This is a genomic window from Rhodococcus sp. BP-241 (assembly GCF_019836145.1).
GTDB lineage: Bacteria > Actinomycetota > Actinomycetes > Mycobacteriales > Mycobacteriaceae > Rhodococcoides.
Genome location: NZ_JABUEI010000004.1, coordinates 334,199 through 359,723, shown reverse-complemented (window position 1 = coordinate 359,723; position 25,525 = coordinate 334,199). Strand labels below are relative to the sequence as shown.

Below are 25,525 nucleotides of genomic sequence, written 5' to 3'. Positions count from 1 at the left end.
ACTGTGCCACATCCGCCGGTCCGGACCGGATCTGGTGCAGTGAACCGCGGAGAGCACGGTTAGCTGCACCGGATCAGCCGGTGACGAAGCGTCGCACCTCGGCCGCCACCTCGTCGGGCCGTTCGACGAGGTCCCGCCACGTGTACCGCAACACCGTCCACTCCCTGCTGAGGACGTTCTGCCGGATCCGGTCGCGGTGGAACGCGGCGCTGTCCGAGTGGAAGGCCCACCCGTCGATCTCCACGCAGACCCTGGCGTGCGGGAACGCGAAGTCGAGGATTGTAGCCCGCGTACGGCAGGTTCACCCGCAGCCCGGTGATGTGTGCGGATCTCATGATCCTGCGGAACAGCCGTTCGGCCTCGGACCGGGCACCGCCCTCGGCGGCGCGCAGGAGCTGCTCCGCTCGCACGTACCCGCGACGTCCGGGGTTGCGAGCGTGCGCTCGTCGGAGATGGTCGAGGGTCATCGTCTTCTGCAGGGCGCGATCCATGACCTCGGGGCCCACCAGCACCGTCGACGCCTCCAGAACGGTCAGCGGCGTCCTCGTCACGAGGACACGGCGCACGATCACGACGTCGATGCCCGGTAGGTCGCGCCGCCGCAACCGGACACCCGTGATTCCGCGACCGGAGCCTGTCCGGGGCACGGTCACCTCGATCGTCTCCGGGGCCCGCGGAAGCATGCGATACCAGTACGCGGCTGCAGGACCGGACAGCGCGCCCGTACTCGTGGACCACACCGCGCACCGGATCCGCGCGTCGTCGGTGAACGGTCGGTCGACGGCGAAGAACACTCCGCGACTCGTGCGCCGCCAGCGGCCGGTGTGGACGCGCCACTCGATGGCCTCGGGGGTGAGTCCGGCGGTGCGGGCCTGCGCGGTGGTCACCACCCCGTCCTGCTCGGCCAGCAGTCTCTCGATCATCTCGCACTGGACGCGCGCGCCTCCGCGGCAGTTCCGTGGATCGGATCCGGTGCAGTGAACCGGGTACAGCACGGTCGGCTGCACCGGATCACGGCCGCTCCGGCCCCGGCTGGCAGTGCGGGCACCACCAGGTCCGCCGTCGTTCCGGATCTCCCGGCACCTCGGCGACCACGCGGACGGTGGTGCCGCATCGCAGGCACGGCTTGCCCGCGCGACCCGCCACCCAGTGCTGCCGACCTGGCCGGGTGTCTCCGGTGGTCACCTGCATGGCCCGCGGGGTGGACACCGAGTGGCGCATCGCCTTGCGAGTGAGGGCGACCAGTCGAGTGGCATCCACGTCGCACGCCGGCACCCACGGCCCGAGACCACGAAGGAAACACAGTTCGTTGGCCCACAGGTTGCCCGGACCGGCCATGACGCGCTGATCGAGCAGTACCGCGACGATCGGGCGCGGGTCCCGCGCGATGTTCGCCGCCGCCTGCGCGGCGTCGAAGTCGTCGTGCAGCGGATCGGGGCCGAGATACGACAGCGCCGCGTCGACGTCGCGAGTGGTGGAGAACTCGACCACCGGGAGCAGCAGCCCGTACGCGGTGGGCCCGTCGCGCACGGCCAGCCGCACGCGCACGTCGGGATCGAGGCGACGGGGCAGTCGTCGGCCGGAGGCGGTGACGGTCCACGACCCCGTCATCCTCAGATGCGTGTGGAGCGTCAGGTCGCCGTCGAGATCGGTGAGCAGGTGTTTGCCGTGCGTCCGGTGCCGTTGGATCGTGCGTCCCGCGAGGTTCTCCGTCGCATGTGCGGGGACGTTCAGCCGGCCCTCGGCCAGTTCCCGGCCGTCCAGCGCCGCCCGCAGACGTGCCGCGAGCGCGTGGACCGTGTCCCCCTCCGGCACGTCAGGTCCAGTACAGGAGCTGCGCCGCGGGCAGGACGTCCCGTAGTTCCTCGGTGAACCAGCTCTTCATCTCCGCCATGGTGTCCTTCGGGTAGACGTACTTGACGCCCCCGAACTTCGACCGCTTGGCCGAGCGCGAGTCCTCGTCCATCTCGAGCTTCGTGGCCGGGTACCAGCTCAGCAGCACGTCCTTGCTCGACGGAGTGAACCGGTGCGTGATGATCTCTGCGGTGAGGTCGACGTCCGGGACGTCGGCCAGCGCCGCCGCGATGTCGGCGAGGAGCTCGCCGTACTGCTCGCGCCAGCCGGGCACGGGCATGATCGGAGCGATGGTCACGCCCACCGGGTACCCCGCCTGTGCGAGCGCACGCAGCGCCGCGATGCGCGCGGGCATCCGAGCCGTGCCGCCCTCGAAACGGTTCCCGATGTCGCGGGCGTTGACCGACAGTCGCACCCGGGTACGCCCGCCGTGGTCGAGGCCGACCAACTCGGTGACATCGTCGAACTTGGTGGTGAAGCGGAGGGAGGCGCCGGGTCCGAACTCGCCGGCACCGACCCGCGAGATGGCGGCGGCCAGTGATCCGGTGACGTGCTCGATGCCGAGAGGGTCGGTGTAGCAGGACATCTCGAAGGTGGTGCCCTCGTGTCCACGCTCGGCGGTGCCGCTGGTGATGGTGCCGCGGCCGACATGCGTCGCGATCGGGGCCAGGACGTCGTCGAGATTGGCGTACACCCGAGTGACAGGTGGGCCCGACAGCGAGCCGGCGAGGTAGCAGTACTGGCAGTGCGCCGGGCAGCCCTTCGCCAGGTCGATGCGCCAGTCGGCGCTGGGTGGGATGGGTTGCGGCTTCAGCGCACTGGGCGGAGCGACCACGACCGCGAGCGTCGACTTCGCCCGCGCGTAGGTCTCCCGCTCGGACTCGCCGCGCAGCCCCGTGAGGCGATCCGCCGGGAGGACGTCGATGTCCGACACACCCGCCGCCTCGCACCGCCGCACGATCTCGGCGGTGTGTGGCAGTTCGGCGGCCGACTTGGTGATCATCACCCGCCGGGGTGTCCACAGGCGGGTCGGAGTGAGCGGTGCATCCGTCATCACCTCAGGTCAACGCTCGGTGTCGCGCGATCCTTCCCGCTGGTGATCGCGATTGCGACGCAGCGCGTAGGTCCGTAGCTTGCTGAAACCGCGCACCCGCAGGGGGCGTAGCGACTTGAGGTAGAACTCGTCCTCGCCCGACAGCGCGTCGGCCGTCTCGCTGTCCACCAGCACCGTGCCGGGGTGCGCGTTGCTGGTCAGGCGGGCGGCCATGTTGACCACGGACCCGTACAGGTCGCCGAAGCGGGCGAGCACCGGACCCACGGCGATGCCAACGCGCAGCGCGGGAACGTCGTCCCGGTCGGCGAAGGCGTCGTGCAGCTCCAGGGCGATCCGTGCCGCGTCCCGGGGGTCGGTGGTCTGGAACATCACCTCGTCGCCGACGTTCTTCACCACCGATCCGTGGCCGCGGGCGATGATCGTCGTGGCCACCGACTCGAACTCCTCGAGCAGCGAGGTCAGCTCGGAGACATCGAGTCGACGGGTGAGCGAGGTGTAGCCGACCATGTCCGCGAAGCCGACCGCGAGCACCGTGTCGGTCTCCCCGCTCGACTCGACGGACAGTGCGCGCCCGGCCACCGCGGCGAGATGGCGCCGCCACACGTAGTTCTGCAGTTTCTCCATGGTGGGCACCGTGTCCGCGGCGGTGACTCGGGACTCCGATCGAATGGCGTCCGGATCGGCGGCGTCGGCAGCGATGCGCGAGCGGATGTAGGAGTTGACGACGCCCACCTGCCACTCGGCCAGTCGTGACATCGACTGCCCCAGCGTCCGCGCGACCGCCACCTCCATCGACTTCTCGACGACGTTCTCGTCGACGAGTGTCGTGAGCAGGCGCAGCGCCTCGATGTCGGCATCGGTGAACATGACGGCATCCGGATCCGGGCTGACCGGGAAGCCCATGGCGATCCACAGTTGTTGCGCGCGTTCGAGATCCACGTTCGCCAGCTCCGCGACCTGATCGCGGGTGTACGTGGGTTCCTCTCCCAGCAGAGTCTGTTCGACCTCGTTCTGCCGGAAGGTGGGCCGGCCGGCGTCCGGTGGGCCCTGGTCAGACATGGTCGAGAGTCCGCTCGTAGACCGCCCGGACCTCCGCGATGTGCTCGTCCAGTGTCTCCGCCGTCCAGTCCGTCGTCGGGATCGGTTCTCCCACAGTGACGGTGACGGTGCCGGAGTGCGCAGTGAACGAGGACTTCCACATCACGTCGCCCGCTCCCTGGAGGATCAGGGGAACCACCGGGACCCCGGCCGCCATGGCCAGATGGAACCCGCCCTTCTTGAAGCGCCCCAACCGCTCCGTCGGCATGCGGGTGCCCTCCGGGGCCACGGCCACCGACACGCCGCTGTGGAGCTTGTCGATGGCCGGCTTCATCGCTTCGCGCGCCGCGGCGTTGTTCGATCGGTCGACGTAGGCCACGTCGAAGAGAGCCCCGAGGGGGGCGAACCGGGGGTCGCGGCTCAGTTCCTTCTTCGCGACGGCCGTGATGTCCCGACGCAGGACGCGGGCGACGACGATCATGTCCATCGTGGACTGATGGTTGAACAGGAACACCGCCGGTCGGTGGCTCCAGGCGTTCTCCTCGTTCACCACGTTCACCGTGATGCCGGTGAGGGCCAGAGCGACCTCCGGTGCGACGGCGTTGGTGACGTTGGCGCCCACTCGGCGGCTGCCGCTGAGCACGCCCAGGGTCGCACCCAGTCCGGCACTCGCCAGGACCGAGCCGAGGGCGGCGACGCTGCGCACGGTGGACGTCAGATCGGCTCCGCGAGTGGGCCTGCGCAGCTGGACACGGGACCAGCCGCGGTCACGCGCCGTGCGGTCGAGTTCGGGGTCCGGGTTGAGCGCGACGGGACGACCGACGGTCTCGAGCATCGGGACGTCCTCGATGCCGTTGGAGTAGCCGAAACACACGGAGGTGTCGACGCCCTCGGCCGTCGCCCAGTCCTCGATTCCCTCGGCCTTGCGCGGACCCCACAGCGACCGGCCGTCGAGGAGGCCGGTGAGGACGCCGTCCGGCCCGATCTCGGGGTGGGTGCAGATCAGGTCGTCGAAGCGGAGGTCGTCGACCACGGGCTGAGCCTGGTACGGGGTCGCGGACGTCGACATCACGACGCGGTGACCGGCCCGGCGATGCGCGGCGACGAGGGTGCGGACCTGCGGGAAGATCTGCGAAGCGATCTCGGAGCGGAAGAGCCGCTGCGCCTGCTCCATCAACTCGTCGTGCGTCTTGCCGGCCAACGCGTGCACGGCCTTGTCCATCAGGTTGTCGACGGTGGTCCCGCGCACCCGCATCTCCACGACGGCGCTGCTGATCTCCCACAGCTCGAACAGGTCGACGTCGAAGCGGCGAAGACGTTCCTTGAACACGGCGGTCGCGGAGTAACCGTCGATCACGGTGCCGTCGAAATCGAAGAACGCCACCACGTCCGGACCCTTCGGAGCCTGTGCGACCTCGTCGAGCAGATCCTGGAACGTGTGTGCTGGGTGAGTGCTGGTCACCGGTGTCCTCCGGAAGCGTTGTCTGGTCGATCGGGTGCGTCCGCACCGTCGACGGAGTCGAGGGCCACGTGCACCATCGTGCGGATACGTCTGCTCACACGTCCCCACGCCGCGATGTCCGCAGCGAATTCCTGACGGCGGGAAGCGATGTCGTCGTCCTCGGTGGACAGGAGACCACGATTGTCGGCCAACTGCAGGGCGGTGTCGAAGAGCTCGTTCGAGATGGCCTCGCTGTGCTCGAGCTGCTGTCGGAGTCGCCGCGACTGCGCGACGCCCAGGCAGTCGTCGAGGAACGACACCTTGTCGAACTTCGCACCCGGTGTGAGGGTGAGCAGCTGGTCGGCCACCACCTGATACGCCTCGAAGATCGGCTGCAGTACCCGGTGCGCCAGATGAAAAGGCTGCGACTGCAACGACTTCAGCGCGTATCCGGGTCGATCGAGACCGGTGCGCCAGTGCGGATCGATGAGATCGACCTCGGCTTCGAGGCGCTCCCCGAACTCACGCTTCTCGCCGAAGAAGAACTCGAACTTCAGCATGTCCCGCAGTTCCAGCGCGGACTTCCACAGATCGTCGGCGGCCACCTCGCCCGTGGGGCAGTCCTCGGTGCGCAACACCACCAACTCGCCGATCGCCCGCATCACGAAGAAGTGAATGGCGTTGTTGCGGAAGAACGACGCGACGAGATGCTTGTCCTGCGCGAGCAGGAACAACGGCTCCGGGCCGTCGTCGAAGCGCCGCACCACTCCGGCCGCGACCTGCGCGCGCACAGCGGCCGTCATGACGTCGATGTCGGTCAGATCCACCCCACCCGCCGTCGGGAGACCACGCTGCTGGATGTACGACGCCAACGGCTCGATGATCGACCACATCTCACGCTTGTTCAGCGCGCGGTCCTCGATACCGAGCATCGCCATCGCCACCAGCGCCGCCGGCGTCACCGGAGTGGACTCGTTGATGGCGTGCGACACCGCCAGCGCCGCACGCTGCACCGCGACCCGCTTGTCGTCGTACTCGTCGAGGAACTGCCGTGCCGACATCGGAGTCCCGAACCGCAGGTAGACGGTTCCGCGTAACTGGCCCTGGGCGCGGACGTACCCGATGGCCATCCGGATTCCCTCGGCCTGCTTCGTCGCACCGTGCGACTCCTTCGCCATCTCGCCGACCTCGTGCAACCGGTCGTAGGTGATGGACGTCGGGACGAGGTACGCGTCGGCCGCCGTACTGTTCTCGAGCGCGTCGAAGAGGTAGGTGAGCAGGCCGAAGCGCGGAGGCCGGAGCTTGCCGGTGCGAGACCTGCCACCCTCGATGTACCACTCGAGGTTGAACTTCTTGCTCAACAGGAAGCTCATGTACTGGCGCAGGGTCCACTTGTAGACCGCGTCGGAGAACTTGCGCTGGATCAACACCACACCGCTGCGCTTCGCGAGCGGGCCGATGGGCCAGAACCCGACGTTGATGCCGCCCATGACGTGATTGAGCGGGAAGCCCTGCTCGAGCAGGGCGGGGCGCAGAACCAGCGGGTCGAGGTAGGAGCGGTGGTTCGGCAGGAAGACCAGGGGGAACGACTTGTCCAGATCGCGCAGCTCGGCGAGCTTCTCGGTGTCCACCTCGACGCGGTAGGCCCGCGAGAAGAAGGCACCGAGCTGGCCCCAGAGTTCGACGGCACCCTTGTTCTCGGTGGCCACCATCTCGTCGAGGATCTCGTGAACCCGAGCATTGACCGCCGACACCGGGGTGTCCACCGAGGCCGCCAACTCCGCCAGATCGGCGCGGAACTGCGAGCGCTCCGTCATCTCCTCGACGACGAACCGCGGCACCTTGTACTCGCTGCCGATGACCTCACGCTCGGCCTTGTCCAGCGTGAGGCTGGCCTGCCGCGCGATGTAGGACGACAGGGAGCGGCCGGCCGTCGCCTCGAACCGCTCACGCAGCGCCGACAACGAGGCGGGCTCACCCTCGATGATGCGCGGCTCACCGCGGCGTGCCCGGCCCACCCGGAGACCGAATCCCTTACGCGGAGCCTTGGTCCAGCTCACCCGCAACGGAGTGATGAGTGGATCGGCACCACCGGCCCGCTCGGTGAGTTCGTCGAGGGCCTTGCCCGTCATGACGACCGACTCCGGTCGGCCGTCACCGTGGTGACGATCGATCCAGTCGTCGGCCGCGTGGACGTCGACGTCGGAGACCGCGTCGATGAGGAAGACCTGATCGTCGGAGGACGAGGATCTCCCCGTCAGCGGATGCTCGGTCGAATCCAGTTGAGACATGTCCGCTCGCCTTCCCCCTCCGATGCGCCACCGGTGGTGGGCCGTGCACGTGATGGTCCGCAACGCTACGCCCGGGACAGGTACCCCGGTGCCACTTTCACGAGCCGCCCCGGCCGCGGAACCGAAGTGGTGCCTCCGTCACGACATGTCGACCTTCTCGTTGTCACCCACGTCCGGCTTGTCGCCCGTGATGCGCGACTTGGCGTACGCGATGAGCGTCGAGACCTTGGACCCCGGCGCCGACCAGAACTCGGCTCCCTCCGACTCCACCCGGATGAGGACGACCTCGTCGGACTCGGGACCGTTCTCGAACCACGCGGCGACGCCCTGGCTCCAGAGATCCTTCTTCTTCGCGTCGTCCAGCACCACGCTCGCGCGCCCCGACAGCGAGACCCACGACGTGCCCGACTGGAACGACACGTTGACCGACGGATCGGAACGGATGTCGGCCACCTTCCTCGAGTCGTTCGCGGCGAAGAACCACAGATCGCCGTCGAACTCCGTCTCCTGCAGGGCCATCGGCCTCGCCTTCAGGTGGCCGTCGGTGCCGTGGGTGGTGAACATGCAGAGCGTCGCGTCGGACAGCAGTTCGGCGACGCGGGCGGTGCCTTCGGTTCTCTCGTCAGTAGTCATGGGGCACGGCTACCCGCGGTGGTGGTGGCGCAACCGGACGTGCAGGACTCGGTGCGTCGAACGGTGTCGGTGGGTCGTGCAAAACTTCTGTCGCGTCCGTTCTGCCCCACGCCCGGACTCGCCGATCCCCAGCCACGACCCGCTCCACTCACGACGAGAGGCACCCGATCATGAGCGCTCCCGCCCGGCGCCGCGCCCCCCGACCCGGCGAGGCGCTGTCCGCCGAGGACCTCGCGACTCTCGAGGCGGGGCTCGCGGCCGGTCGCCGCGTCACCGTCTACCTGCGGGAGGCGACGCCGTCCCTCGGCCTCGAGGCGGGCGCCTCGGCGCGGGTGATCTCGGTCGACGGCACCACGGTGACGGTGAGCCCCAAGGGCATCGACGACCAGCTGCCGTACGAGGCGGACGAGTTGCGTCTGAGCAAGGACGCGCCGGCGCCGGCGCGCAAAGCCACGAAGGTCGCTCCGCGCACGACGGCGGCGCGCCCGACAACCCGCCCCGCCGTGGTCCCACCCCCCGTCGTCCCACATGCAGCGACGCCCCGATCGGAGACTCCCGTGCCCGAGAAAGCAGCACCCGAGAAGTCGGTGGCCACGCCGGCTCTCGCGCCGGAGACGTCGGTGAAGCCCGCGGCTCGGCCGACTCGGCGCACGAAGGCGCAGCCCGCGCCGGTGTCGGTGACCGTGACGTCGGGGCCCGACGATCAGTGGACCGTCACCGTGTCGCACGGTGCGAAGAAGCTGGCCAAGCCGTCGGACGTGACGGCAGACCGGGTCCTCCGCGCGATCCGCGAACTGGGCGACGATGTGGCTTCCGCTGCCGTCGAGGACAAGATCGAGGCGGCTCGGGCTGCCGCGCTCGAGCGGGTCGAGGCCCTGAGTCGGGAACTCGACGAGGCACGCCGCGCGCTCGATCGACTGAAGAACGAGTAGAAGCGTCGCGTTCCGGGTCCCGCGTATTGCTACGGTGTGCGTGACCTCGGAGGGGATACATGCTCAAGAAACTCGTGCTCGTTGCCACCACAGCGCTGGCGCTCGCCGGCGGGATCGGCGCCGGAACCGCGTCGGCCGCACCCGTCGCCGTGCTCGGTGGCGGATCCGGAGTGCTCGTCGCAGACAGCACCGGCAAGGGCAAGTTCGACTGCACACTGACCACCATCGGCAACGACGCCGCCGGTCGACTCGTCGGCATCACCGCAGGTCACTGCGGTGTTCCCGGTGATCTGATCGGCGCCGAGTACCTGCCCGACGCGGGCGCCGTCGGCCGCATCGTGAGCTCGGTCCCCGGCCTCGACTACGCCGTCATCGAGTTCGATCGGGGCCGCGTCGCACCGACTAACCGCGTCGGCAACGTGACCATCACGGGCGTGGGGGCGCCCGCGACGTTCCCCGGCATCATGTGCAAGGAGGGCCGCACCACCGGCAACACGTGCGGCATCACCTACGGGGAGCTCTTCCAGAACGACCGCACCTACACGCAGATCTGCGTCCAGCAGGGTGACTCGGGCGGCCCCGTCGTCGCCGGCACCACGTTGGTGGGCATGGTCAACGCGTACCTGGGCATCCCGTGCATCGGTCCCGAGGTGGGCACCAACATCCAGACGGTGCTCGACGACATCAACCGCGGCGGCGGCGTCGGTACCGGGTTCACCGTCACGGGCTGATCGCCGGACACCCAGCCACACCACGAAGGCCGTGACTCCCGAGAGGGGGTCACGGCCTTCGTGGTGTCGGCTGGGTGGAGCTGTGGATCAGTTGACGCGCAGGCACGCCTTCAGCGTGGTGAGGTCGCCGGCGAATCCGGGGCCGTCGCAGGTGACGCCGCCGAGGGAGTCGACCGTGACGGTCGAGCCCGGTGCCGCGATGGCGATGGACAGACCCGGGTTCAGGCCGAGTGCCTCGGCGACGGAACCCGGTCCGAACGCGATGGCGGCCGGTGCCGCGTAACCGACGGCCGAGCTGCTGGCGATGCCGCCGTTGAGGCCGAGCGCCAGGGCGAGGGCGTTGCGGCTGGCGTCGGCGGACGCGTCACCGTAGGCGGCAGCGGCGCTGGAGGCGTCACTGGTCGCCGAGCACAGGCCACCGGCGGGCACGGCGTCCGCACCGAACGGTGCCTGGCATGCCGTGACCGGTGCGGCCGAGGCGGTGGCGGGCAGGAATGCGGCGACACCGAGTGCGACGGTGAACGCTCCGGCGATGGTTCTCTTGACGACTGACATGACGTGGGTTGCCCTCTCCCGAAAACGATCGACGGCAACGATCGTTGCCGCGTCTTGTCCTCGAAGGATGCCCCCGCCCGGTATCAGCCAACTCCGCCGATGGTCACGGTCAGGTCACGGTCTTGTCACCGCACGGTCTCAGCTGCAGACGGCGCCCTGCGACGCGGACCCCACGAGCTTGGAGTACTTGGCCAGCACGCCACGGGTGTAGCGAGGCGGAAGCGGTGCCCACTCCGCCTTGCGTGACTCGAGGTCGGCGTCCTCGACCAGCAGGTCGAGCGTGCCGTTCGCGACGTCCAGGCGGATGCGGTCGCCGTCGCGGACGAACGCGATCGGTCCGCCGTCGACGGCCTCGGGAGCGATGTGCCCGACACACAGGCCCGTCGTGCCACCCGAGAACCGACCGTCGGTCATCAGCAGGACGTCCTTGCCGAGGCCCGCGCCCTTGATGGCTCCGGTGATCGCCAGCATCTCGCGCATGCCCGGGCCGCCCTTGGGGCCCTCGTACCGGATGACGACGACGTCGCCGGACGTGATGGTGCCGTCCTCGAGAGCGTCCATCGCGGCGCGCTCACGCTCGAAGACGCGGGCGGTGCCCTCGAAGACGTCGGAGTCGAAGCCTGCCGACTTCACGACGGCGCCGCCGGGAGCCAGCGAGCCCTTCAGGATCGTGATGCCGCCGGTCGGGTGGATCGGCTCGCTCATCGCGCGCAGCACCAGACCGTCGGGATCCGGCGGGGCGATGTCGGCGAGATTCTCCGCCACCGTCTTGCCGGTGACCGTGAGGCAGTCGCCGTGCAGCAGGCCGGCGTCGAGCAAGGCCTTCATGACGACGGGAACGCCGCCGATGCGATCGACGTCGGTCATGACGTGGCGGCCGAACGGCTTCACGTCGGCGAGGTGCGGCACCTTGGCGCCGACGCGGACGAAATCGTCGAGGGTGAGTTCGACACCTGCCTCGTACGCGATCGCGAGCAGATGCAGCACGGCGTTCGTGGAACCGCCGAAGGCCATGACGACGGCGATGGCGTTCTCGAACGCTTCCTTCGTCATGATGTCGCGCGTGGTGATGCCGCGACGCAGCAGTTCGACGACGGCCTCGCCGCTGGCACGAGCGAATCCGTCGCGACGCTTGTCGGGAGCGGGCGGGGCGGCGCTGCCGGGGAGCGACATGCCCATGGCCTCGGCCGCGCTGGCCATCGTGTTGGCGGTGTACATACCGCCACAGGCGCCCTCGCCGGGGCAGATCGCGCGTTCGATGGTGTCGACGTCCTCACGCGACATCAGGCCGCGCGAGCAGGCGCCGACGGCCTCGAACGCGTCGATGATGGTGACCTGGTGCTCGCTGCCGTCCGAGAGCGTCGCGAAACCGGGAAGAGTGGAGCCCGCGTAGAGGAAGACGCTCGCGAGGTCGAGGCGCGCGGCCGCCATGAGCATTCCGGGCAGCGACTTGTCGCAGCCGGCCAGCAGCACGGAGCCGTCGAGGCGCTCGGCGCTGATCACGGTCTCGACCGAGTCGGCGATGACCTCACGGGAGACCAGCGAGAAGTGCATGCCCTCGTGGCCCATGGAGATGCCGTCGGACACGGAGATGGTGCCGAACTCGAGGGGATAGCCGCCGCCCGTGTGCACACCCTCCTTGACCGCCTTCGCCAGGCGATCGAGCGAGAGGTTGCACGGGGTGATCTCGTTCCACGACGACGCGACGCCGATCTGGGACTTGCCCCAGTCCGCGTCGCCCATGCCGACCGCGCGCAGCATGCCGCGCGCTGCGGTCTTCTCGAGACCGTCGGTGACGTCGCGGCTGCGGGGCTTGACGTCGGCCGTGTCGGCGCTGGTGGAGGTGGTGGCGTCTGCGGGGGTGCTGCTCATGGCAAAAACCCTAGACCGCACCGGAATCACCGATCATCGGGCACCGGACTCGACCTCAGCCACCGTGACCGTTCCGTTATCAACCAGTGACCCGATCGCGACACTCGCGATGCGCTACCGCGTGGTAGCGCTGGCATCGTCATGCCTATCGAGAGCACGTCCCGCGTTCGACGGATCGAGGTGAAGACCGTGAATACACTTGTTGCACAGCCGCTTACGGATGATTCGGCGGTGTCTCCCGCGCCTCGGCCCGCGGCTCGCTCGACGGCGGAACTGTCGGCTCTGCTGCAGGCCGTCGGCCGTGGTGACCGTGAGGCGTTCGCCCGGTTCTACGACGCGACGTCCTCCCGCGTCTACGGAGCCGTGCTCCGGGTGCTCCGCGATCGTGGATTCTCCGAGGAGTGCGTCCAGGACGTCTACCTCGAGGTGTGGCAGAAGGCCCCCACGTTCTCGCCCGAACAGGGGTCGCCGGCGGCGTGGTTGGTGACCATGGCGCACCGGCGAGCCATCGACCGCGTGCGGTCCGAGCAGTCGCGGACCGATCGCGAGTCGAAGTACGCGATGCTCGACGCCGCCGTGGGGATTCACGACTCGTCGGACCGCTTCCTCGACCGCCGTCCGGTGCTCGACGCGATGCAGGAACTGAGTGGCCGGCAGCGGGAATGCCTGTTCATGGCGTTCTTCGAAGGTCTCACGTATGCGGAGGCCGCCGATCGTATGGGCGTGCCTGTGTCGACGATGAAGTCGCGGATCCGCAGCGCACTCGCAAAGATGCGCGTCGATCCTCGCGTGGCCTGCCTGGCGGAGTGACCGTCAGCGGCCGTCCGTCACGGGTGGTCCGGACACGTCGCAGTGCATCGGTGTGCGACCCGTCGGGCGAGGTGTGCGGATCGAGACGGCGGCGAGTGCCCCGGCGAGAGTCAGCATGGCCGCACAGATGAGCATCGCGGCGCGGAATCCCGAGGAGAACTGCGCGGGATCCAGCTGCCCGGAGATGCCGACGATGCCGGGAATCGCGGCGACCGAGAGCAGTTGAGCCGTGCGCGCGACCGCGTTGTTCACCGCGGACGCGGTACCCGCGTGCGATGCCGGTGCCGCACCGATGACGGCCGCGGTGAGTGGCGCCACGAGCAGGGAGAGCCCCACGCCGAACACGACGACGGCCGGCAGCACGGCACCGACGTAGGTCGATCCCGGCTCGATGCGGACCATGAGTACCAGCCCGACCGCGGCCATCAGTGGTCCCACCGTCATGGGCAGACGAGGTCCGATGCGGCCGGCCAGCGCGCCGGCGCGCGCCGACAGCAGGAGGAGCGCCGCGGTGATCGGCAGTGTCGCCGTGCCGGCGGCGAGGGCCGAGTAGCCGAGCGCGACCTGCAGTTGCAGCAGCAGCAGGAAGAACACGCCGCCGAGCGCGGCGTAGGCCGCGAAGGTCACGATGTTCGCCGCGACGAAGACCCTGGACGAGAAGAGCGACGGCGGCACCAGAGGGTGGGCCGTCCGGCGCTCGACGACCACGAACACGGCCATGCCGACCAGGCCGATCGCGATGATCGGCCACCGTCCGTCGATCGCCCCGTAGGTCAGTGCCGCGAGAGCGAGGGCGACGACGGCAGCTCCGGGGACGTCGAGTCGGCCGGAGGTCTCGGGGTCTCGCGTCTCGGGCACGTGGCGCACCGCGACGACGACGACCGCGACGGCGAGCGGCACGTTGAGCAGGAAGATGGACCGCCACCCGGCGATCTCCACGAGCCAGCCGCCCAGCAGCGGGCCCACCGCGGACCCGATGCCACCGAAGCCCGACCACAGGCCGATGGCCGCACCCCGATCCTTCGGGTCGATCGAGGCCGACAGGATCGCCAGCGAACCCGGCGTCACCAACGCAGCGCCGATGCCCTGCACGACACGAGCGAGCACGAGGAACTCGACGTTCGGCGCCAGACCGCACGCGACCGACGCGACCGCGAACCAGATCGTGCCCAGGACGAAGATGCGCCGCCGTCCGACACGGTCGCCGAGCGAGCCGCCCAGCAGCACGAACGCGGCGAGCGTCAGGGTGTAGCCGGTGACCGTCCACTGCAGCCCGCTGACGTCGGCGCCCAGTTCGGTCCCGATGTCGGGGAGGGCGATGGTGACCACGGTTCCGTCGAGCAGCGACAGGGTCGATCCCAGCACCGTGGCCAGCACGATCCACCGGCCGCGCGCCGACGACAGGGGGACGGTCGGCGAGGGCGAGGTCACTGGTCGTCGAGACAGACGACGAAGGCGCGCTCGTCGTAGACGTAACTGCGTGACGACGGGCATTCCGACGCGTCGGTCGTGCCCTGCAGGACGTCGACGACCCGGACACCGCCGATCATCGGGGCGTCGCAGTCCGAGCGCTCCGGGTCGGGCGTGCCCAGATCCATGCATCCCCCGACCACGAAGTCGATGTCGAGGCACAGCGCGCCCTGCTCGATGCCGGCGAGCGTCTCGTAGTACGTCTGGTCGACGTCACCGGGACAGAAGTCGGTGGAGACCTCGGCAGACACCACGCGGTAGTTCGATTCGGGAGACCCGCACGCGGCCTCCTCGATGGTGGCCTCGTCGACCGTGCCGCCGAGACGCACGCAGTCACCCGCCTGCGCGTCGATGGAGACGTCGCCGCCGGTGCCGGACGCAGTGGTGGGGACCGGCGGGAGGATCGAATCGTTCGGCAACTCGGGCACCTCGGACGCGGGTACGGAGCCCTGCTGAGCGACGGGGGTACCGGTGATCGTCGACGAGCATCCTGCCAGCAGGGCGACCGCCGTCAGCACGAGGAGAACGGCCGGAGCGCGCCGCGTTCCCGGTCGCCGAGAAATCGTCATGGACGACACTGTAAGCCCGTTGCGCCGTTTGTCCGACGTGTAAGTATTGAGCGGTGGACCTCCCCGTTTCACCCCCGTTGCAGCCCATGCTCGCCAAGGCCTCCAAGACGGTCCCCGACCAGCCCGACTCGGGGGATCCGGCGTGGTCCTACGAGCCGAAGTGGGACGGCTTCCGCACGATCGTCTTCCGTGACGGGGACGAGGTGGTGCTCGGGTCACGCGGTGGTAAGGACCTGGCCCGGTACTTCCCGGAGATGGTCGACGCCGTGCGCGAGGAACTGCCCGAACGATGTGTCGTCGACGGCGAGCTGGTGGTCGCTCTCGAGACCGACGGATCGTGGCGGCTCGACTGGGACTCGCTGTCCGAGCGGATCCACCCCGCCGACAGTCGCGTGCGGATGCTGGCCGAGAAGACCCCCGCGCAGTTCATCGGATTCGATCTCCTGGCTCTCGGTGACGAGGACCTGACCGGTCTTCCCTTCGCCGAGAGGCGTGCCCGCCTGGAGACGATCCTCGACACGGGTCGGACCGAGCCGCGGTGCCACGTGACGCGCGTGACCGCGGACGCCGCTCTGGCCACCGACTGGTTCGACCGGTTCGAGGGAGCGGGACTGGACGGGGTCGTGGCCAAGCGGCTCGACGGCGTGTACGTGCCGAACAAGCGCGAGATGATCAAGGTCAAGCACGCCCGCACGGCCGACTGCGTTCTCATCGGGTACCGCATTCACAAGAGCGGCAACGGTATCGGGTCGATGCTGCTGGGTCTCTACAACGGTCACCAGCTCCAGATGATCGGCGGCGCGTCCGCGTTCACGGACGCGAAGCGGTTGTCCTACCTCGAGGAACTGGAACCGTTGCGGCTCGGTGACGACATCGTCTCCGACGGCGAGCAGACCCGCTGGCGCTCCGGCATGGACCGTACGTGGATCCCGGTGCGGCCCGAGCGGGTTCTCGAGGTGGCCTACGACCAGATGGAGAAGTCCAGGCTGCGCCACGCCGCGCGCTTCGTCCGCTGGCGCCCCGACCGGGATCCGCTGAGCTGCACGTACGACCAGCTCGACGTGCCCGCGGACTACGACGTCTCCGACATCCTCGAGAGGTCCTGACCGTGGCCGCGAAGTCGACGCCCGTGATGCTGCAGGTCGGCGAGCGTGAGGTGAAGGTCTCGAGTCCGGACCGCATCATCTACGAGGCCACGGACCGCACACCGGACATCACCAAACTGCAGGTGTGCGAGTACTTCTCGACGGTGGGCGAGCCGTTGATGCGCGCCCTGGGGGACCGTCCCACCGCGATGGAGCGCTGGCCCGACGGGTATCGCGACGGGATGCGCCTGGCCACCGGCCCGCAGGACAAGGGTGGCGACGGCTTCTATCAGAAGCGATTGCCCAGAGGTGCACCCGATTTCGTCGAGACCGTCGAGATCACGTTCCCGAGCCGGAGGCGCGCAGAGGAACTGTGTCCCACCGAGCCGGCGTCGCTGGTGTGGGCCGCCCAGATGGGCACCCTGACCTTCCACCCGTGGCCGGTCCGTCGGCCCGAGGTCGACCGTCCCGACGAGTTGCGCATCGACATCGACCCCCAGCCGGGAACCTCGTTCACCGACGCCCGCCGCGTCGCTCTGGTGACGCGAGAACTGTTGGAGGAAATGGGTCTTCGTGGCTACCCGAAGACCAGTGGCAACCGCGGCATCCACGTGTACGTGCGGATCCGGCCGGAGTGGACGTTCGAGGACGTGCGTCACGCCGCGATCGGCCTGGGCCGTGAACTCGAACGCCGCGACGACGGCGTGACCACGGCCTGGTGGAAGGAGGAGCGCGGTGCGCGCCTCTTCATCGACTACAACCAGAACAACAGGGACCGCACCATCGCGAGTGCGTGGAGTCTGCGGGCGCGTCCCGGCGCCCCGGTGTCGACGCCGCTGACCTGGGAGCGCCTCGCCGAGACCAGCGACCCCCGCGAGTACTCCCTGGTCACCGTCCCCGACTACCTGCAGGACGGCGATCCCTGGGCGTCGATGGACGACGAGGCGTACTCGTTGGCTCCGCTGCTCGATCTGTGGGAGACGCTGCCCGGCGGCGAACTCAACTTCCCCCCGGACTACCCCAAGATGCCCGGCGAGCCGCCCCGCGTCCAGCCGTCGAAGAAGGTGGCCGCCCATTGGGACGAGGACGGCAACCGGGCGCAGGAGTAGGCGACGTCAGTCGGCGACAGGCCGGCGGGCGGCTGCGCGCATCGCCTCGAGCTCGCGGATGATGGTCGCGGCGTCGTGTGGGCCGCTGTGGCGCTGCGGAACCCGGCCCTCGACGCCGAGATAGAACGTCGGTGTCCCCGGTAGCTCGCTGGTGAGCGCGTCGAGTTCGTCGTCCTCGACGCGGGTGACGAAGTCGCCGGTCCGGAGGTCGTCCTCGAAGCGATCCATGTCGAGCCCGAGGTCCGCGGCGTAGCGGTCGATGTCGTCGCGCTCGAGGGCGTCGCTGTGCAGGAACAGCGTGTCGTGCATCTCCCAGAACTTGCCCTGTGCCGCAGCAGCTTCCGACGCCTCGGACGCGTACCGGGCATGCGGGTGGTAGTCGTCGAGCGGGTAGTGGCGGAAGATGTAGCGCACCTGGTCTCCGAAGTGTTCCCGCACCTCGCGCGTGCTTCCGGTCGCCTTGCTGCAGAACGGGCACTCGAAATCGCCGTACTCCACGATGGTGAGCGGCGCGTCCACCGGTCCGCGGATGTGGTCCCGCTTCGGGCTCACGCGGCGGAGGAGGTCCAGTGACGGTTCCGCGGGCGGCGGCGCGAATCGGTTGCCGAGCGAGAACACCAGCCAGCCGAGCAGCGCGGCGATCACGGAGGCACTGAGCACGCCGACGCGGGCGTGATCTGCAAGAGCCGGGTCGTCCAGCGCGAGATCGACGATGAACAGCGAGATGGTGAATCCCACGCCGGAGAGCGCGGCGCCGCCGGCGATCTGGGGGAAGGTGAGCCCCGGCGTCATGGATCCCGGCCGGAGCTTCGCGAACACCGCGCTCGCCGTCGTGATGCCGACGAACTTGCCGAGCACCAGGCCGACGACGATGCCCCAGGTCAGCGACGACGTGGCGGCGGCACGCAGCGTCTCCGAGCTCAGGACCACACCCGCGTTCGCGAGGGCGAAGATCGGCACGATGATGAAGGCCGTGTACGGCTGGTAGAGCCGCATCAGCCGCTCGTTCACCGAGACGGCGCGCTCGAGTCCGAGCCGCGCGGCGCGGGCGTACTCCGGATTGGGGGACTGTCGGAACGCCCGGGTCAGCGCGGCGGCATGTTCCACCTCACGCCGCCGCGGCGGGTAGACGGGCAGGATCAGGGCGATCATGACGCCCGCGAGAGTGGGGTGGACGCCGGACTCGTACATGGCGACCCAGGTGACCACCGAGACGAGTCCGTAGCCCGCGCCGCGCCACACCCGCAGGCCGCGCAGCGACGCGATCAGAGCGAGGCCCACCACGGACACGAGCAGGGGCCCGATCCGCAGTTCGTCGGTGTAGAACACCGCGATGATGGCGAGTGCGCCGACGTCGTCGGCGACGGCGAGGGTCAGCAGGAAGATGCGCAGACGCACGGCTCGGGCGGGTCCGACGACCGCGAGGAGCCCGACCACGAACGCGGTGTCGGTCGAGATCACGACACCCCACGCCGCGGCTTCGGGCCCGGTGGGATTGAGGAGAAGGAACAACGCCGCGGGCAGTGCGAGCCCGGCGATCGCCGCCACGATGGGAACGGCGGCGCGGGACCGGTCGCGGAGCTCGCCCATGGCGAACTCCCGCTTCACCTCGAGCCCGACGACGAAGAAGAACAGAGCCATCAGACCGTCGTTGACCCAGTGCTGCAGGTCGAGCTCGATGCCCTGATCACCCAGCGTGATCGACAGCGGGGTGTGCCAGAACGACTGGTAGGTCTCACCCCACGGCGAGTTCGCCCAGATCAGCGCCACCACGGTGGCGACGAGGAGGAACGCGGCAGCGACGGTCTCGCTGCTGTCTCCCCGACGCGCGTCGGCGATCTTGTCGACCAGGCCTCTGAACCGCGTCCGATGCGCGGTGATCGACTCCGTCACCGCACGAAACTACAGCAGCGCCGCACCCCTCGCGGGGTGCAGCGCTGTGAGCTCGTACGGTGGAGACGGAGTGTCAGCTCGCGTCGCGTGCCGCTTCCTTCTCGGAACCGGCGCCGGCCGTCGAGAGCTGGCCACCCGCGTTCTCGAGGTGTGCACGCACGAACCAGTGAAACAGCTCCAGCTGGCCGCTGTGTCCGATGAGCAGGTCCTCGGTGACGGGGTCGACCTTGCCGACCTCCTCGATCGCTGCGCGGTAGTCCGAGATCACGCCGGTGTAGACGAGGTCGAGCGCGCCGAGGTGCTCGATGGCCGGCGCGCGGCCGATGCTGTAGTCGTCCCACTTGCGCTGCGAGACGATGGTGCCGGGGGTGCCGAGTGCGGACGAGCCCAGCGTCGCGATGCGCTCCGCGACGTCGTCGGCGAAGCCGCGCACGGCCTCGACCTGGGGATCCAGCATCTCGTGGACGGAGATGAAGTTGGGTCCGACGACGTTCCAGTGCACGTGCTTGAGCGTCAGATGCAGGTCGTTCAGGGCGTTGAGGCGGTCCTGGAGGACCTCCGCCACATGGGCACCGTCGGCGACGTCCATGCCGGGAACGGTGTACGAGGCCGTCTTCTGCGTCGTGTCAGTCATGCACCGTGGATTCACCGTCGGCCCCTCGTTCAAACCCCCCGGCGTCGCAGGTCACACCGGCTCGGGGGCATGGTCTCGGTGTGGTCCGGAGCGACCCCGCATCTGCGTAGGCTGAGCGTCGTAGCGTTGTCGAGAAGGGTGTTCCACGAGTCATGCGAGTCTTCTTCTGCCGCAAGTGCGGTCAACAGCTGTCGTTCGAGAACTCCATCTGCCTGAGCTGTGACAGCAGGCTGGGATTCCACCTGCCGAGTCGCAGCATGCAGGTGCTCGACGACGATCTGTCCGTGGTCGTGGACGGCACCACCTGGCGACGCTGCGCCAACATCAGGTTGGCGCAGTGCAACTGGTTGGTCGACGCGACGGACGGGGACACGCTGTGCCTGTCCTGCGCCCTCACCCGCACGCGGCCCGCCGACTCCGACCAGGAGGCCATCGCCGAGTTCGCCTCCGCGGAGACGGCGAAGCGCCGGGTGGTGCTCGAGCTCGACGAGTTGCACCTGCCGATCATCGGGCGGGACGAGAACCCCGAGGGTGGTCTCGCGTTCGACCTGCTCTCGAGCGCCAACCGCAACGTCATCACCGGTCATGCCAACGGTCTGATCACGCTGGACCTCGCCGAGAGCGACGACGTGCACCGCGAGCAGCTGCGGGTGTCGATGGACGAGCCCTATCGCACGCTCGTCGGCCACTTCCGGCACGAGATCGGCCACTTCTATCAGATGGTGCTGATCGGCAGCGGTGAGCATCGCGCGCGGTTCGAGGAACTCTTCGGCAACCCGGACGACGACTACCAGGCGGCACTGGATCGGCACTACAGCGAGGGTGCACCGGACGGCTGGAAGAAGAACTACGTGTCGTCCTACGCGACGATGCATCCGGCCGAGGACTGGGCGGAGACGTTCGCCCACTACCTGCACATCCGGGACACCCTGGACACCGCTGCGGCCTACGCCTTCGCGCCCGCCGGATCCACCTTCGAGGCGCCACTGGCCGGAGACGTCGGTTTCAGCCGGATCATCGACTGGTGGCTACCGCTGACGTGGGCACTCAACCAGCTGAACAGGTCCATGGGACACCAGGACCTCTACCCCTTCGTCCTGCCGGCGAAGGTGCTGGAGAAGATGCGCTTCGTCCACTCCGTCATCGTCCCCGACGAGGTCTGAGCAGGCGCCTTCTACCAGGAACCGCTTCGTTCGGGAGGCAGCCGGGCGATGAGGGACCGCGCGCACTCGATGGTCAGCGTCGTGTCGTGGGACAGCACGTAGTCGTACCGACGTTCCATGTCGGGTCCGGTGTCGCCGAGGTCGCGGGCCGCGAGCACCGCGGAGAAGTGGGGCGTCAGCACGACGACGTCCCATTCCTCGCGCAACGCGTCCGACGCGGCGAGGTTGGCGCCGCGGATCTTCGGGGCAGGCTCGGTGCCGATGTTCTCCGCGAGCGCGCCGACGAGCGTCGCGTTCATGGCCATCAGCTCCCACCGTCGTCCGGTGATGGGCGTGAAGTGCTTGACGTGCTGGAACGCTCCGAGCATCAGCGCGGTCTGCTGGCTGTCGGTCGCCATCGCCTCGAGGTTCTTGCTGATCTCGATGAGCAGACGCTTGCTCGCGCGGCGTACGTCGCGACCGCCGGCAGCCAGGTTGTACGGCGTCGACATCGGGGTGAAGCCGCGATCGCGTGCGATCTCGAACTCGAGAGGTGATCCCACGGGACTGTCGACGGAGAGGTCGGTGGTCGATCCGTAGAGGGAGCCCTCGCCGACGCGCGCTCCCATGGCCTGCGCCGTGAGCGCTGCTCGTGGGGTGTCGATGCCCTCGGCCATGACCACGGCGCCGGTGCGCTCCACCTGGGCCGCGACGGCGTTGACCACGCGGGCCGTGAAGCGATTGGGGCGTGTGGCCAGAAGGGTCCGGTCCAGCTTGATCACGTCCGGCTCGAGCAGCGGGAGCAGAGCGAGGGACTCGGGCCGTACTCCCACGTGGTCGACGGCGATGGCCCAGCCGAGTCGTCGGACCTCGGCGACCACCTGCATCAGGTGCGCCGGTCGTCGGATGAGCGCGGTCTCGTCGAACTGCAGCACCGCGCCGCCCATGTCGTGGTCCCGCAGATCGGGCAGTTCCGTGAGGGAGTCGGGGTCGACCGCGATGAACAGGGGCAGTTCACGAGGAAGCTCGGCGCGCGCGGCCTCGCTCAGCGCTCCGTTCCACCGCGCGGCGTCGAGGTCGGGTGTCATGCCCATCGACTTCGCGGCCGACGCGAGTGACACGGGGTCGGCGAACGACGAGTCGGCGGGACCCAGAACGACCGCCTCGTACCCGACGATGGCATCGGTCTGCAGATCGATGATGCGCTGGAACGACGTGCGGAGGCTCTCGGGACCGAGCAGATCGCTGAGTCCGCCCCCGTCCCGGTCGCCGGAGAACAGCACGGGACGGGCCGGCCTGCTTCCGGCTGTGTTGGTTCGGTCGTCGATCACCACGGCGTGTGCCCTTCCGTCATGTCGGCGCGTTCGCGAGGAACGTGCTCGACCCTCGACCGCCGCCGTGGTTTGACAGGAGTCCTACGTCATCCCGACACGGCGCAGTCAGCGCCCTCCCGGGTGTCTCACCACATTACCCGATTGGCGATGGGGACCACCCGTATGTGTTAATTGCGGTGCGATCAGGTAAAGCGACTTCGCTAGGGATGGTTCACAAGCATGGGTGCTCGACGTTCGGTTCGTTTCCTCGCTCGTTCGGCTGCAGGCGTCCTCGCCGCGGCCGCCGTCACCGTCGGGGTGGCCGTGCCCGCGTCCGCGGCGCCGCTGTGGCCCGGTGGCCCGGACATCTCGCTCCCGCCGATCCCCGGCATCACCGCCCCCGCGCCCGGTGTCCCGACACCGCCGGTCGCCCCGCCCGCACCCGTCGAGGCGCCGCGTGGTCCCGCGAACTTCTCCGCTCCCGCGCTGAACCCGTCCGCAGGTGAGGTCGTCGGTGTCGCGCAGCCGATCATCGTCCGGTTCGCCGCCCCGATCGACGACCGCGCGGTCGCCGAGCGGGCGATCGACGTGACCACGTCCGCCGGCGACGTCGCCGGCCGCTTCTTCTGGTTCTCCGACAGCCAGGTCCGCTGGCGACCCGACGTCTTCTGGCCGGCGAACACGACCGTGACGGTGACCGCGGGAGATGCGTCGTCCACCTTCACCGTCGGCGACGCGATCGTCACGACGGCCGACGACGACACCAAGACCATCACCGTGACGCGCAACGGCGAGGTGGTGCGCACCATGCCCACCTCGATGGGCAAGGTCGGCCACGAGACGCCCAACGGCACCTACATCGTCGGCGAGCGTTTCCGCGACATGTACATGGACTCGTCCACCTACGGCGTGCCGGTCGATGCGCCCGAGGGCTACCGGACCTACGTGGAGTACGCCACCCGCATGTCGAACAGCGGCATCTTCGTCCACGCCGCGCCGTGGTCGGTGGACAGCCAGGGTGTCGAGAACGTCAGCCACGGCTGCCTCAACGTCAGCACCGAGGACGCGAAATGGTTCTTCGAGACGGCCCAGAAGGGTGATCCGGTGGTGGTGCAGAACACCGACGGCGGCATTCTGAACGGCCGCGACGGCCTCGGCGACTGGCAACTCTGAACGATCACATCTCGGACCGATACTGATCGGTCCATGTTCACCATTCGTTCGCTTTACCTACGCTAATGTCCCACCGGTGAGAGCAAGCCCGCCGCGATCGCGGCCGGTGGTCCAGCGCACCTTGCCGGAACTGCCACCCGCACAACGATCTTTCCTCCGTCGACCGTGGCGCGACTACGCACTGTTCCTGGTGTTGGTCGGGCCGAACCTGGTCCTGCTGGGCGTGTTCACCTACCGGCCGCTGCTGGACAACATCAGGCTCTCGTTCTTCGACTGGAACATCTCGTCGCCGACGTCGACCTTCATCGGTCTCTCGAACTATCGCGAATGGTGGGGGCGCAGCGACACGTGGCAGATCGTGTCGAACACCGTCATCTTCACCATCGCGGCGGTGGCGGGCAGCATGCTCCTCGGACTCGTCCTGGCGATGCTCCTCGATCGCAAGTTGCGCGGCCGCAACATCGTCCGCTCGGCCGTCTTCGCTCCGTTCGTCATCTCCGGCGCGGCCATCGGTGTGGCGTTCCAGTTCGTGTTCGATCCGAACTTCGGCCTGATCCAGGACGTCATGCGGCGGTTCGGCTTCGAGGGAGTGCCGGACTTCTACCAGAGCCCCGGGTGGGCGCTGTTCATGATCACCGTGACGTACCTGTGGAAGAACCTGGGCTACGCCTTCGTCATCTATCTCGCAGCGCTGCAGGGTCTTCGGCAGGATTTGACCGAAGCCGCGCAGATCGACGGCGCCAGTCGGTGGACGACGTTCCGCAAGGTGACGCTTCCTCAGCTGCGTCCCACCACGTTCTTCCTGTCCATCACGGTCATGCTCAACTCGTTGCAGGTCTTCGACATCATCAACGTGATGACGCGGGGCGGTCCGCTGGGTACCGGCACCACCACGATGGTCTATCAGGTGTACGAGGAGTCATTCAGGAACTTCCGGGCGGGCTACGGCGCGACCGTCGCCACGATCATGTTCCTGGTGCTGCTGATCATCACCGTCCTGCAGGTGCGAGTCATGGATCGAGGTGACGCGCGATGAGCGTGATCGACAGGGCGCCGGCCGCCGCCACTGCCGACGATGCCCGCCCGGCGCGGGACGCCGCCCGCCGTCGTCGACTCTCCGCACTCTTCGGCTACGCAGCGATGGTCGTGGTCATCGTCATCATCGGGTTGCCGCTCTTCTGGATCGTCGTCACCTCGTTCAAGGAGCGCGGTGACATCTACGTGCAGCCGTCGGTCTGGTGGCCCGCGGTGTTCCGCCCGGAGAACTACGACGAGGCGACGACCACCGTTCCGTTCTGGACGTTCCTGAAGAACTCCCTGATCATCACCAGCATCCTGGCCGTCGTGAAGTTCGCGCTGGGCGTGCTGAGCGCCTACGGCCTCGTCTTCCTGCGCTTTCCGGGTAAGACGATCGTCTTCCTCGTGATCATCGCGGCACTGATGGTGCCGAACCAGATCACGGTGATCTCCAACTACGCGCTGGTGGCGCAGTTGGGGTGGCGCAACACCTTCCAGGGCATCATCGTGCCGCTGGCGGGCGTGGCATTCGGAACGTTCCTCATGCGCAACCACTTCCTGTCGATACCGCAGGAGATCATCGAGGCCGCCCGCATGGACGCCGCCGGCCCGGTCCGCCTGCTGTTCCGGGTGGTCCTGCCGTTGTCGGGCCCGACCATGGTCGCGTTCGCCACCATCACCGTGGTGAACGAGTGGAACGAGTACCTCTGGCCGTTCCTGATGTCGGACGACTCGTCCGTCGCGCCGCTGCCGGTGGGCCTGACCCAGTTGCAGAACAACGACGGCGTCACCAACTGGGGGCCCGTCATGGCCGGCACCGTCCTGACGATGCTCCCCATTCTGATCGTCTTCCTGGCTCTCCAGCGTCACATGATCAAGGGCCTCACTTCCGGCGCCGTCAAGGGCTGA

The 25,525-nt window shown here is 68.6% G+C and carries 23 protein-coding genes and 1 pseudogene; 9 read left to right on the top strand and 15 right to left on the bottom strand.

Going from position 1 to position 25,525, the window contains the following annotated elements:
• Positions 1-73 precede the first annotated feature (73 nt).
• The 8 genes and pseudogenes from HQ308_RS22960 to HQ308_RS10855 all read right to left on the bottom strand — a co-directional run bounded on the left by HQ308_RS22960 (position 74) and on the right by HQ308_RS10855 (position 8,311).
• Positions 74-244, bottom strand: coding sequence for a hypothetical protein (locus tag HQ308_RS22960; protein ID WP_308115763.1), 171 nt, complete (start codon positions 242-244; stop codon positions 74-76).
• A gap of 604 nt (positions 245-848) precedes the next feature.
• Positions 849-923 (bottom strand): annotated as a pseudogene (locus tag HQ308_RS22955) (hypothetical protein); the annotation flags it as partial.
• An 88-nt stretch (positions 924-1,011) separates the two neighbouring features.
• Positions 1,012-1,815 carry a DNA-formamidopyrimidine glycosylase family protein gene (locus tag HQ308_RS22950; protein ID WP_222646388.1) on the bottom strand — a complete coding sequence of 268 codons (804 nt, stop codon included), beginning with the start codon at positions 1,813-1,815 and terminating at the stop codon, positions 1,012-1,014.
• A 1-nt stretch (position 1,816) separates the two neighbouring features.
• Entirely contained in the window at positions 1,817-2,908 is a 1,092-nt protein-coding gene (locus HQ308_RS10875; RefSeq protein ID WP_222646387.1) for a spore photoproduct lyase family protein, read from the bottom strand.
• A 9-nt stretch (positions 2,909-2,917) separates the two neighbouring features.
• On the bottom strand, positions 2,918-3,967 hold the full coding sequence (locus HQ308_RS10870; protein WP_222646386.1) for an adenylate/guanylate cyclase domain-containing protein: 1,050 nt from the start codon (positions 3,965-3,967) through the stop codon (positions 2,918-2,920).
• Complete coding sequence (locus HQ308_RS10865; RefSeq protein ID WP_222646385.1) at positions 3,960-5,408, bottom strand: HAD-IB family hydrolase; 1,449 nt, start codon at positions 5,406-5,408, stop codon at positions 3,960-3,962. The genes HQ308_RS10870 and HQ308_RS10865 overlap by 8 nt, the downstream gene beginning before the upstream one ends.
• A complete protein-coding gene (locus HQ308_RS10860) occupies positions 5,405-7,678 on the bottom strand; it encodes a glycerol-3-phosphate 1-O-acyltransferase (protein WP_027506109.1) in 2,274 nt (757 codons plus the stop codon). The genes HQ308_RS10865 and HQ308_RS10860 overlap by 4 nt, the downstream gene beginning before the upstream one ends.
• 138 nt (positions 7,679-7,816) lie before the next feature.
• The gene (locus HQ308_RS10855; protein ID WP_222646384.1) at positions 7,817-8,311 is read right to left on the bottom strand and encodes a pyridoxamine 5'-phosphate oxidase family protein; all 495 of its coding nucleotides are present in this window, start codon (positions 8,309-8,311) and stop codon (positions 7,817-7,819) included.
• Between the two features lie 170 nt (positions 8,312-8,481).
• On the opposite strand from HQ308_RS10855, the gene HQ308_RS10850 reads away from it, so the two are divergent.
• A complete protein-coding gene (locus HQ308_RS10850) occupies positions 8,482-9,243 on the top strand; it encodes a DUF6319 family protein (protein ID WP_222646383.1) in 762 nt (253 codons plus the stop codon).
• Between the two features lie 59 nt (positions 9,244-9,302).
• Complete coding sequence (locus HQ308_RS10845) at positions 9,303-9,974, top strand: S1 family peptidase (RefSeq protein ID WP_027506112.1); 672 nt, start codon at positions 9,303-9,305, stop codon at positions 9,972-9,974.
• Positions 9,975-10,061: 87 nt separating this feature from the next.
• Here HQ308_RS10845 and HQ308_RS10840 read toward each other — a convergent pair whose 3' ends face one another.
• Entirely contained in the window at positions 10,062-10,529 is a 468-nt protein-coding gene (locus tag HQ308_RS10840) for a DUF6764 family protein (RefSeq protein ID WP_037185983.1), read from the bottom strand.
• Between the two features lie 138 nt (positions 10,530-10,667).
• The gene (gene ilvD, locus HQ308_RS10835) at positions 10,668-12,401 is read right to left on the bottom strand and encodes a dihydroxy-acid dehydratase (protein WP_222646382.1); all 1,734 of its coding nucleotides are present in this window, start codon (positions 12,399-12,401) and stop codon (positions 10,668-10,670) included.
• Between the two features lie 231 nt (positions 12,402-12,632).
• Here ilvD and HQ308_RS10830 point away from each other — a divergent pair, with 231 nt between their 5' ends.
• Positions 12,633-13,211, top strand: a complete 579-nt coding sequence (locus HQ308_RS10830) for a sigma-70 family RNA polymerase sigma factor (protein ID WP_308115748.1) — start codon at positions 12,633-12,635, stop codon at positions 13,209-13,211.
• Positions 13,212-13,214: 3 nt separating this feature from the next.
• Here the strand turns inward: HQ308_RS10830 and HQ308_RS10825 are convergent, their stop codons facing one another.
• Together HQ308_RS10825 and HQ308_RS10820 are read right to left on the bottom strand one after the other, a co-directional pair.
• A complete protein-coding gene (locus tag HQ308_RS10825; RefSeq protein ID WP_222646380.1) occupies positions 13,215-14,705 on the bottom strand; it encodes an MFS transporter in 1,491 nt (496 codons plus the stop codon).
• Positions 14,639-15,250 carry a hypothetical protein gene (locus HQ308_RS10820; RefSeq protein WP_037185985.1) on the bottom strand — a complete coding sequence of 204 codons (612 nt, stop codon included), beginning with the start codon at positions 15,248-15,250 and terminating at the stop codon, positions 14,639-14,641. The genes HQ308_RS10825 and HQ308_RS10820 overlap by 67 nt, the downstream gene beginning before the upstream one ends.
• Before the next feature lie 53 nt (positions 15,251-15,303).
• Here HQ308_RS10820 and HQ308_RS10815 point away from each other — a divergent pair, with 53 nt between their 5' ends.
• Together HQ308_RS10815 and HQ308_RS10810 are read left to right on the top strand one after the other, a co-directional pair.
• Positions 15,304-16,356: an ATP-dependent DNA ligase gene (locus tag HQ308_RS10815; protein WP_222646379.1), complete on the top strand. Its 1,053-nt coding sequence runs from the start codon at positions 15,304-15,306 to the stop codon at positions 16,354-16,356.
• A gap of 2 nt (positions 16,357-16,358) precedes the next feature.
• Positions 16,359-17,444 (top strand): DNA polymerase domain-containing protein, encoded by a 1,086-nt coding sequence (locus HQ308_RS10810; protein WP_222646378.1) that lies wholly within the window; start codon positions 16,359-16,361, stop codon positions 17,442-17,444.
• Between the two features lie 6 nt (positions 17,445-17,450).
• Here the strand turns inward: HQ308_RS10810 and nhaA are convergent, their stop codons facing one another.
• Positions 17,451-19,295, bottom strand: coding sequence for a Na+/H+ antiporter NhaA (nhaA, locus tag HQ308_RS10805; RefSeq protein ID WP_261776018.1), 1,845 nt, complete (start codon positions 19,293-19,295; stop codon positions 17,451-17,453).
• Positions 19,296-19,410: 115 nt separating this feature from the next.
• Positions 19,411-19,971 carry a Dps family protein gene (locus tag HQ308_RS10800; protein WP_056441116.1) on the bottom strand — a complete coding sequence of 187 codons (561 nt, stop codon included), beginning with the start codon at positions 19,969-19,971 and terminating at the stop codon, positions 19,411-19,413.
• Between the two features lie 152 nt (positions 19,972-20,123).
• Here HQ308_RS10800 and HQ308_RS10795 point away from each other — a divergent pair, with 152 nt between their 5' ends.
• On the top strand, positions 20,124-21,134 hold the full coding sequence (locus HQ308_RS10795) for a putative zinc-binding metallopeptidase (protein WP_222646377.1): 1,011 nt from the start codon (positions 20,124-20,126) through the stop codon (positions 21,132-21,134).
• Between the two features lie 11 nt (positions 21,135-21,145).
• Here the strand turns inward: HQ308_RS10795 and HQ308_RS10790 are convergent, their stop codons facing one another.
• On the bottom strand, positions 21,146-22,447 hold the full coding sequence (locus tag HQ308_RS10790; protein ID WP_235578864.1) for an EAL domain-containing protein: 1,302 nt from the start codon (positions 22,445-22,447) through the stop codon (positions 21,146-21,148).
• 219 nt (positions 22,448-22,666) lie between these two features.
• Between HQ308_RS10790 and HQ308_RS10785 the strand changes: the two genes are divergently transcribed.
• The 3 genes from HQ308_RS10785 to HQ308_RS10775 all read left to right on the top strand — a co-directional run bounded on the left by HQ308_RS10785 (position 22,667) and on the right by HQ308_RS10775 (position 25,525).
• Positions 22,667-23,599: a L,D-transpeptidase gene (locus tag HQ308_RS10785; protein WP_027506123.1), complete on the top strand. Its 933-nt coding sequence runs from the start codon at positions 22,667-22,669 to the stop codon at positions 23,597-23,599.
• 76 nt (positions 23,600-23,675) lie between these two features.
• The gene (locus tag HQ308_RS10780) at positions 23,676-24,635 is read left to right on the top strand and encodes a carbohydrate ABC transporter permease (RefSeq protein WP_051613419.1); all 960 of its coding nucleotides are present in this window, start codon (positions 23,676-23,678) and stop codon (positions 24,633-24,635) included.
• Entirely contained in the window at positions 24,632-25,525 is an 894-nt protein-coding gene (locus HQ308_RS10775) for a carbohydrate ABC transporter permease (protein ID WP_222637930.1), read from the top strand. Before HQ308_RS10780 ends, HQ308_RS10775 begins: the two co-directional genes overlap by 4 nt.

What these genes read in the sequence shown, in the direction of transcription:
- HQ308_RS10875 (WP_222646387.1), bottom strand. Translation starts at nt 2,908, where the DNA reads ATGACGGATGCACCGCTCACTCCGACCCGCCTGTGGACACCCCGGCGG.
- HQ308_RS10870 (WP_222646386.1), bottom strand. Translation starts at nt 3,967, where the DNA reads ATGTCTGACCAGGGCCCACCGGACGCCGGCCGGCCCACCTTCCGGCAG.
- HQ308_RS10860 (WP_027506109.1), bottom strand. Translation starts at nt 7,678, where the DNA reads ATGTCTCAACTGGATTCGACCGAGCATCCGCTGACGGGGAGATCCTCG.
- HQ308_RS10855 (WP_222646384.1), bottom strand. Translation starts at nt 8,311, where the DNA reads ATGACTACTGACGAGAGAACCGAAGGCACCGCCCGCGTCGCCGAACTG.
- HQ308_RS10850 (WP_222646383.1), top strand. Translation starts at nt 8,482, where the DNA reads ATGAGCGCTCCCGCCCGGCGCCGCGCCCCCCGACCCGGCGAGGCGCTG.
- HQ308_RS10845 (WP_027506112.1), top strand. Translation starts at nt 9,303, where the DNA reads ATGCTCAAGAAACTCGTGCTCGTTGCCACCACAGCGCTGGCGCTCGCC.
- HQ308_RS10840 (WP_037185983.1), bottom strand. Translation starts at nt 10,529, where the DNA reads ATGTCAGTCGTCAAGAGAACCATCGCCGGAGCGTTCACCGTCGCACTC.
- ilvD (WP_222646382.1), bottom strand. Translation starts at nt 12,401, where the DNA reads ATGAGCAGCACCCCCGCAGACGCCACCACCTCCACCAGCGCCGACACG.
- HQ308_RS10825 (WP_222646380.1), bottom strand. Translation starts at nt 14,705, where the DNA reads ATGCCCGTCGTCACGCAGTTACGTCTACGACGAGCGCGCCTTCGTCGT.
- HQ308_RS10820 (WP_037185985.1), bottom strand. Translation starts at nt 15,250, where the DNA reads ATGACGATTTCTCGGCGACCGGGAACGCGGCGCGCTCCGGCCGTTCTC.
- HQ308_RS10800 (WP_056441116.1), bottom strand. Translation starts at nt 19,971, where the DNA reads ATGACTGACACGACGCAGAAGACGGCCTCGTACACCGTTCCCGGCATG.
- HQ308_RS10795 (WP_222646377.1), top strand. Translation starts at nt 20,124, where the DNA reads ATGCGAGTCTTCTTCTGCCGCAAGTGCGGTCAACAGCTGTCGTTCGAG.
- HQ308_RS10785 (WP_027506123.1), top strand. Translation starts at nt 22,667, where the DNA reads ATGGGTGCTCGACGTTCGGTTCGTTTCCTCGCTCGTTCGGCTGCAGGC.
- HQ308_RS10775 (WP_222637930.1), top strand. Translation starts at nt 24,632, where the DNA reads ATGAGCGTGATCGACAGGGCGCCGGCCGCCGCCACTGCCGACGATGCC.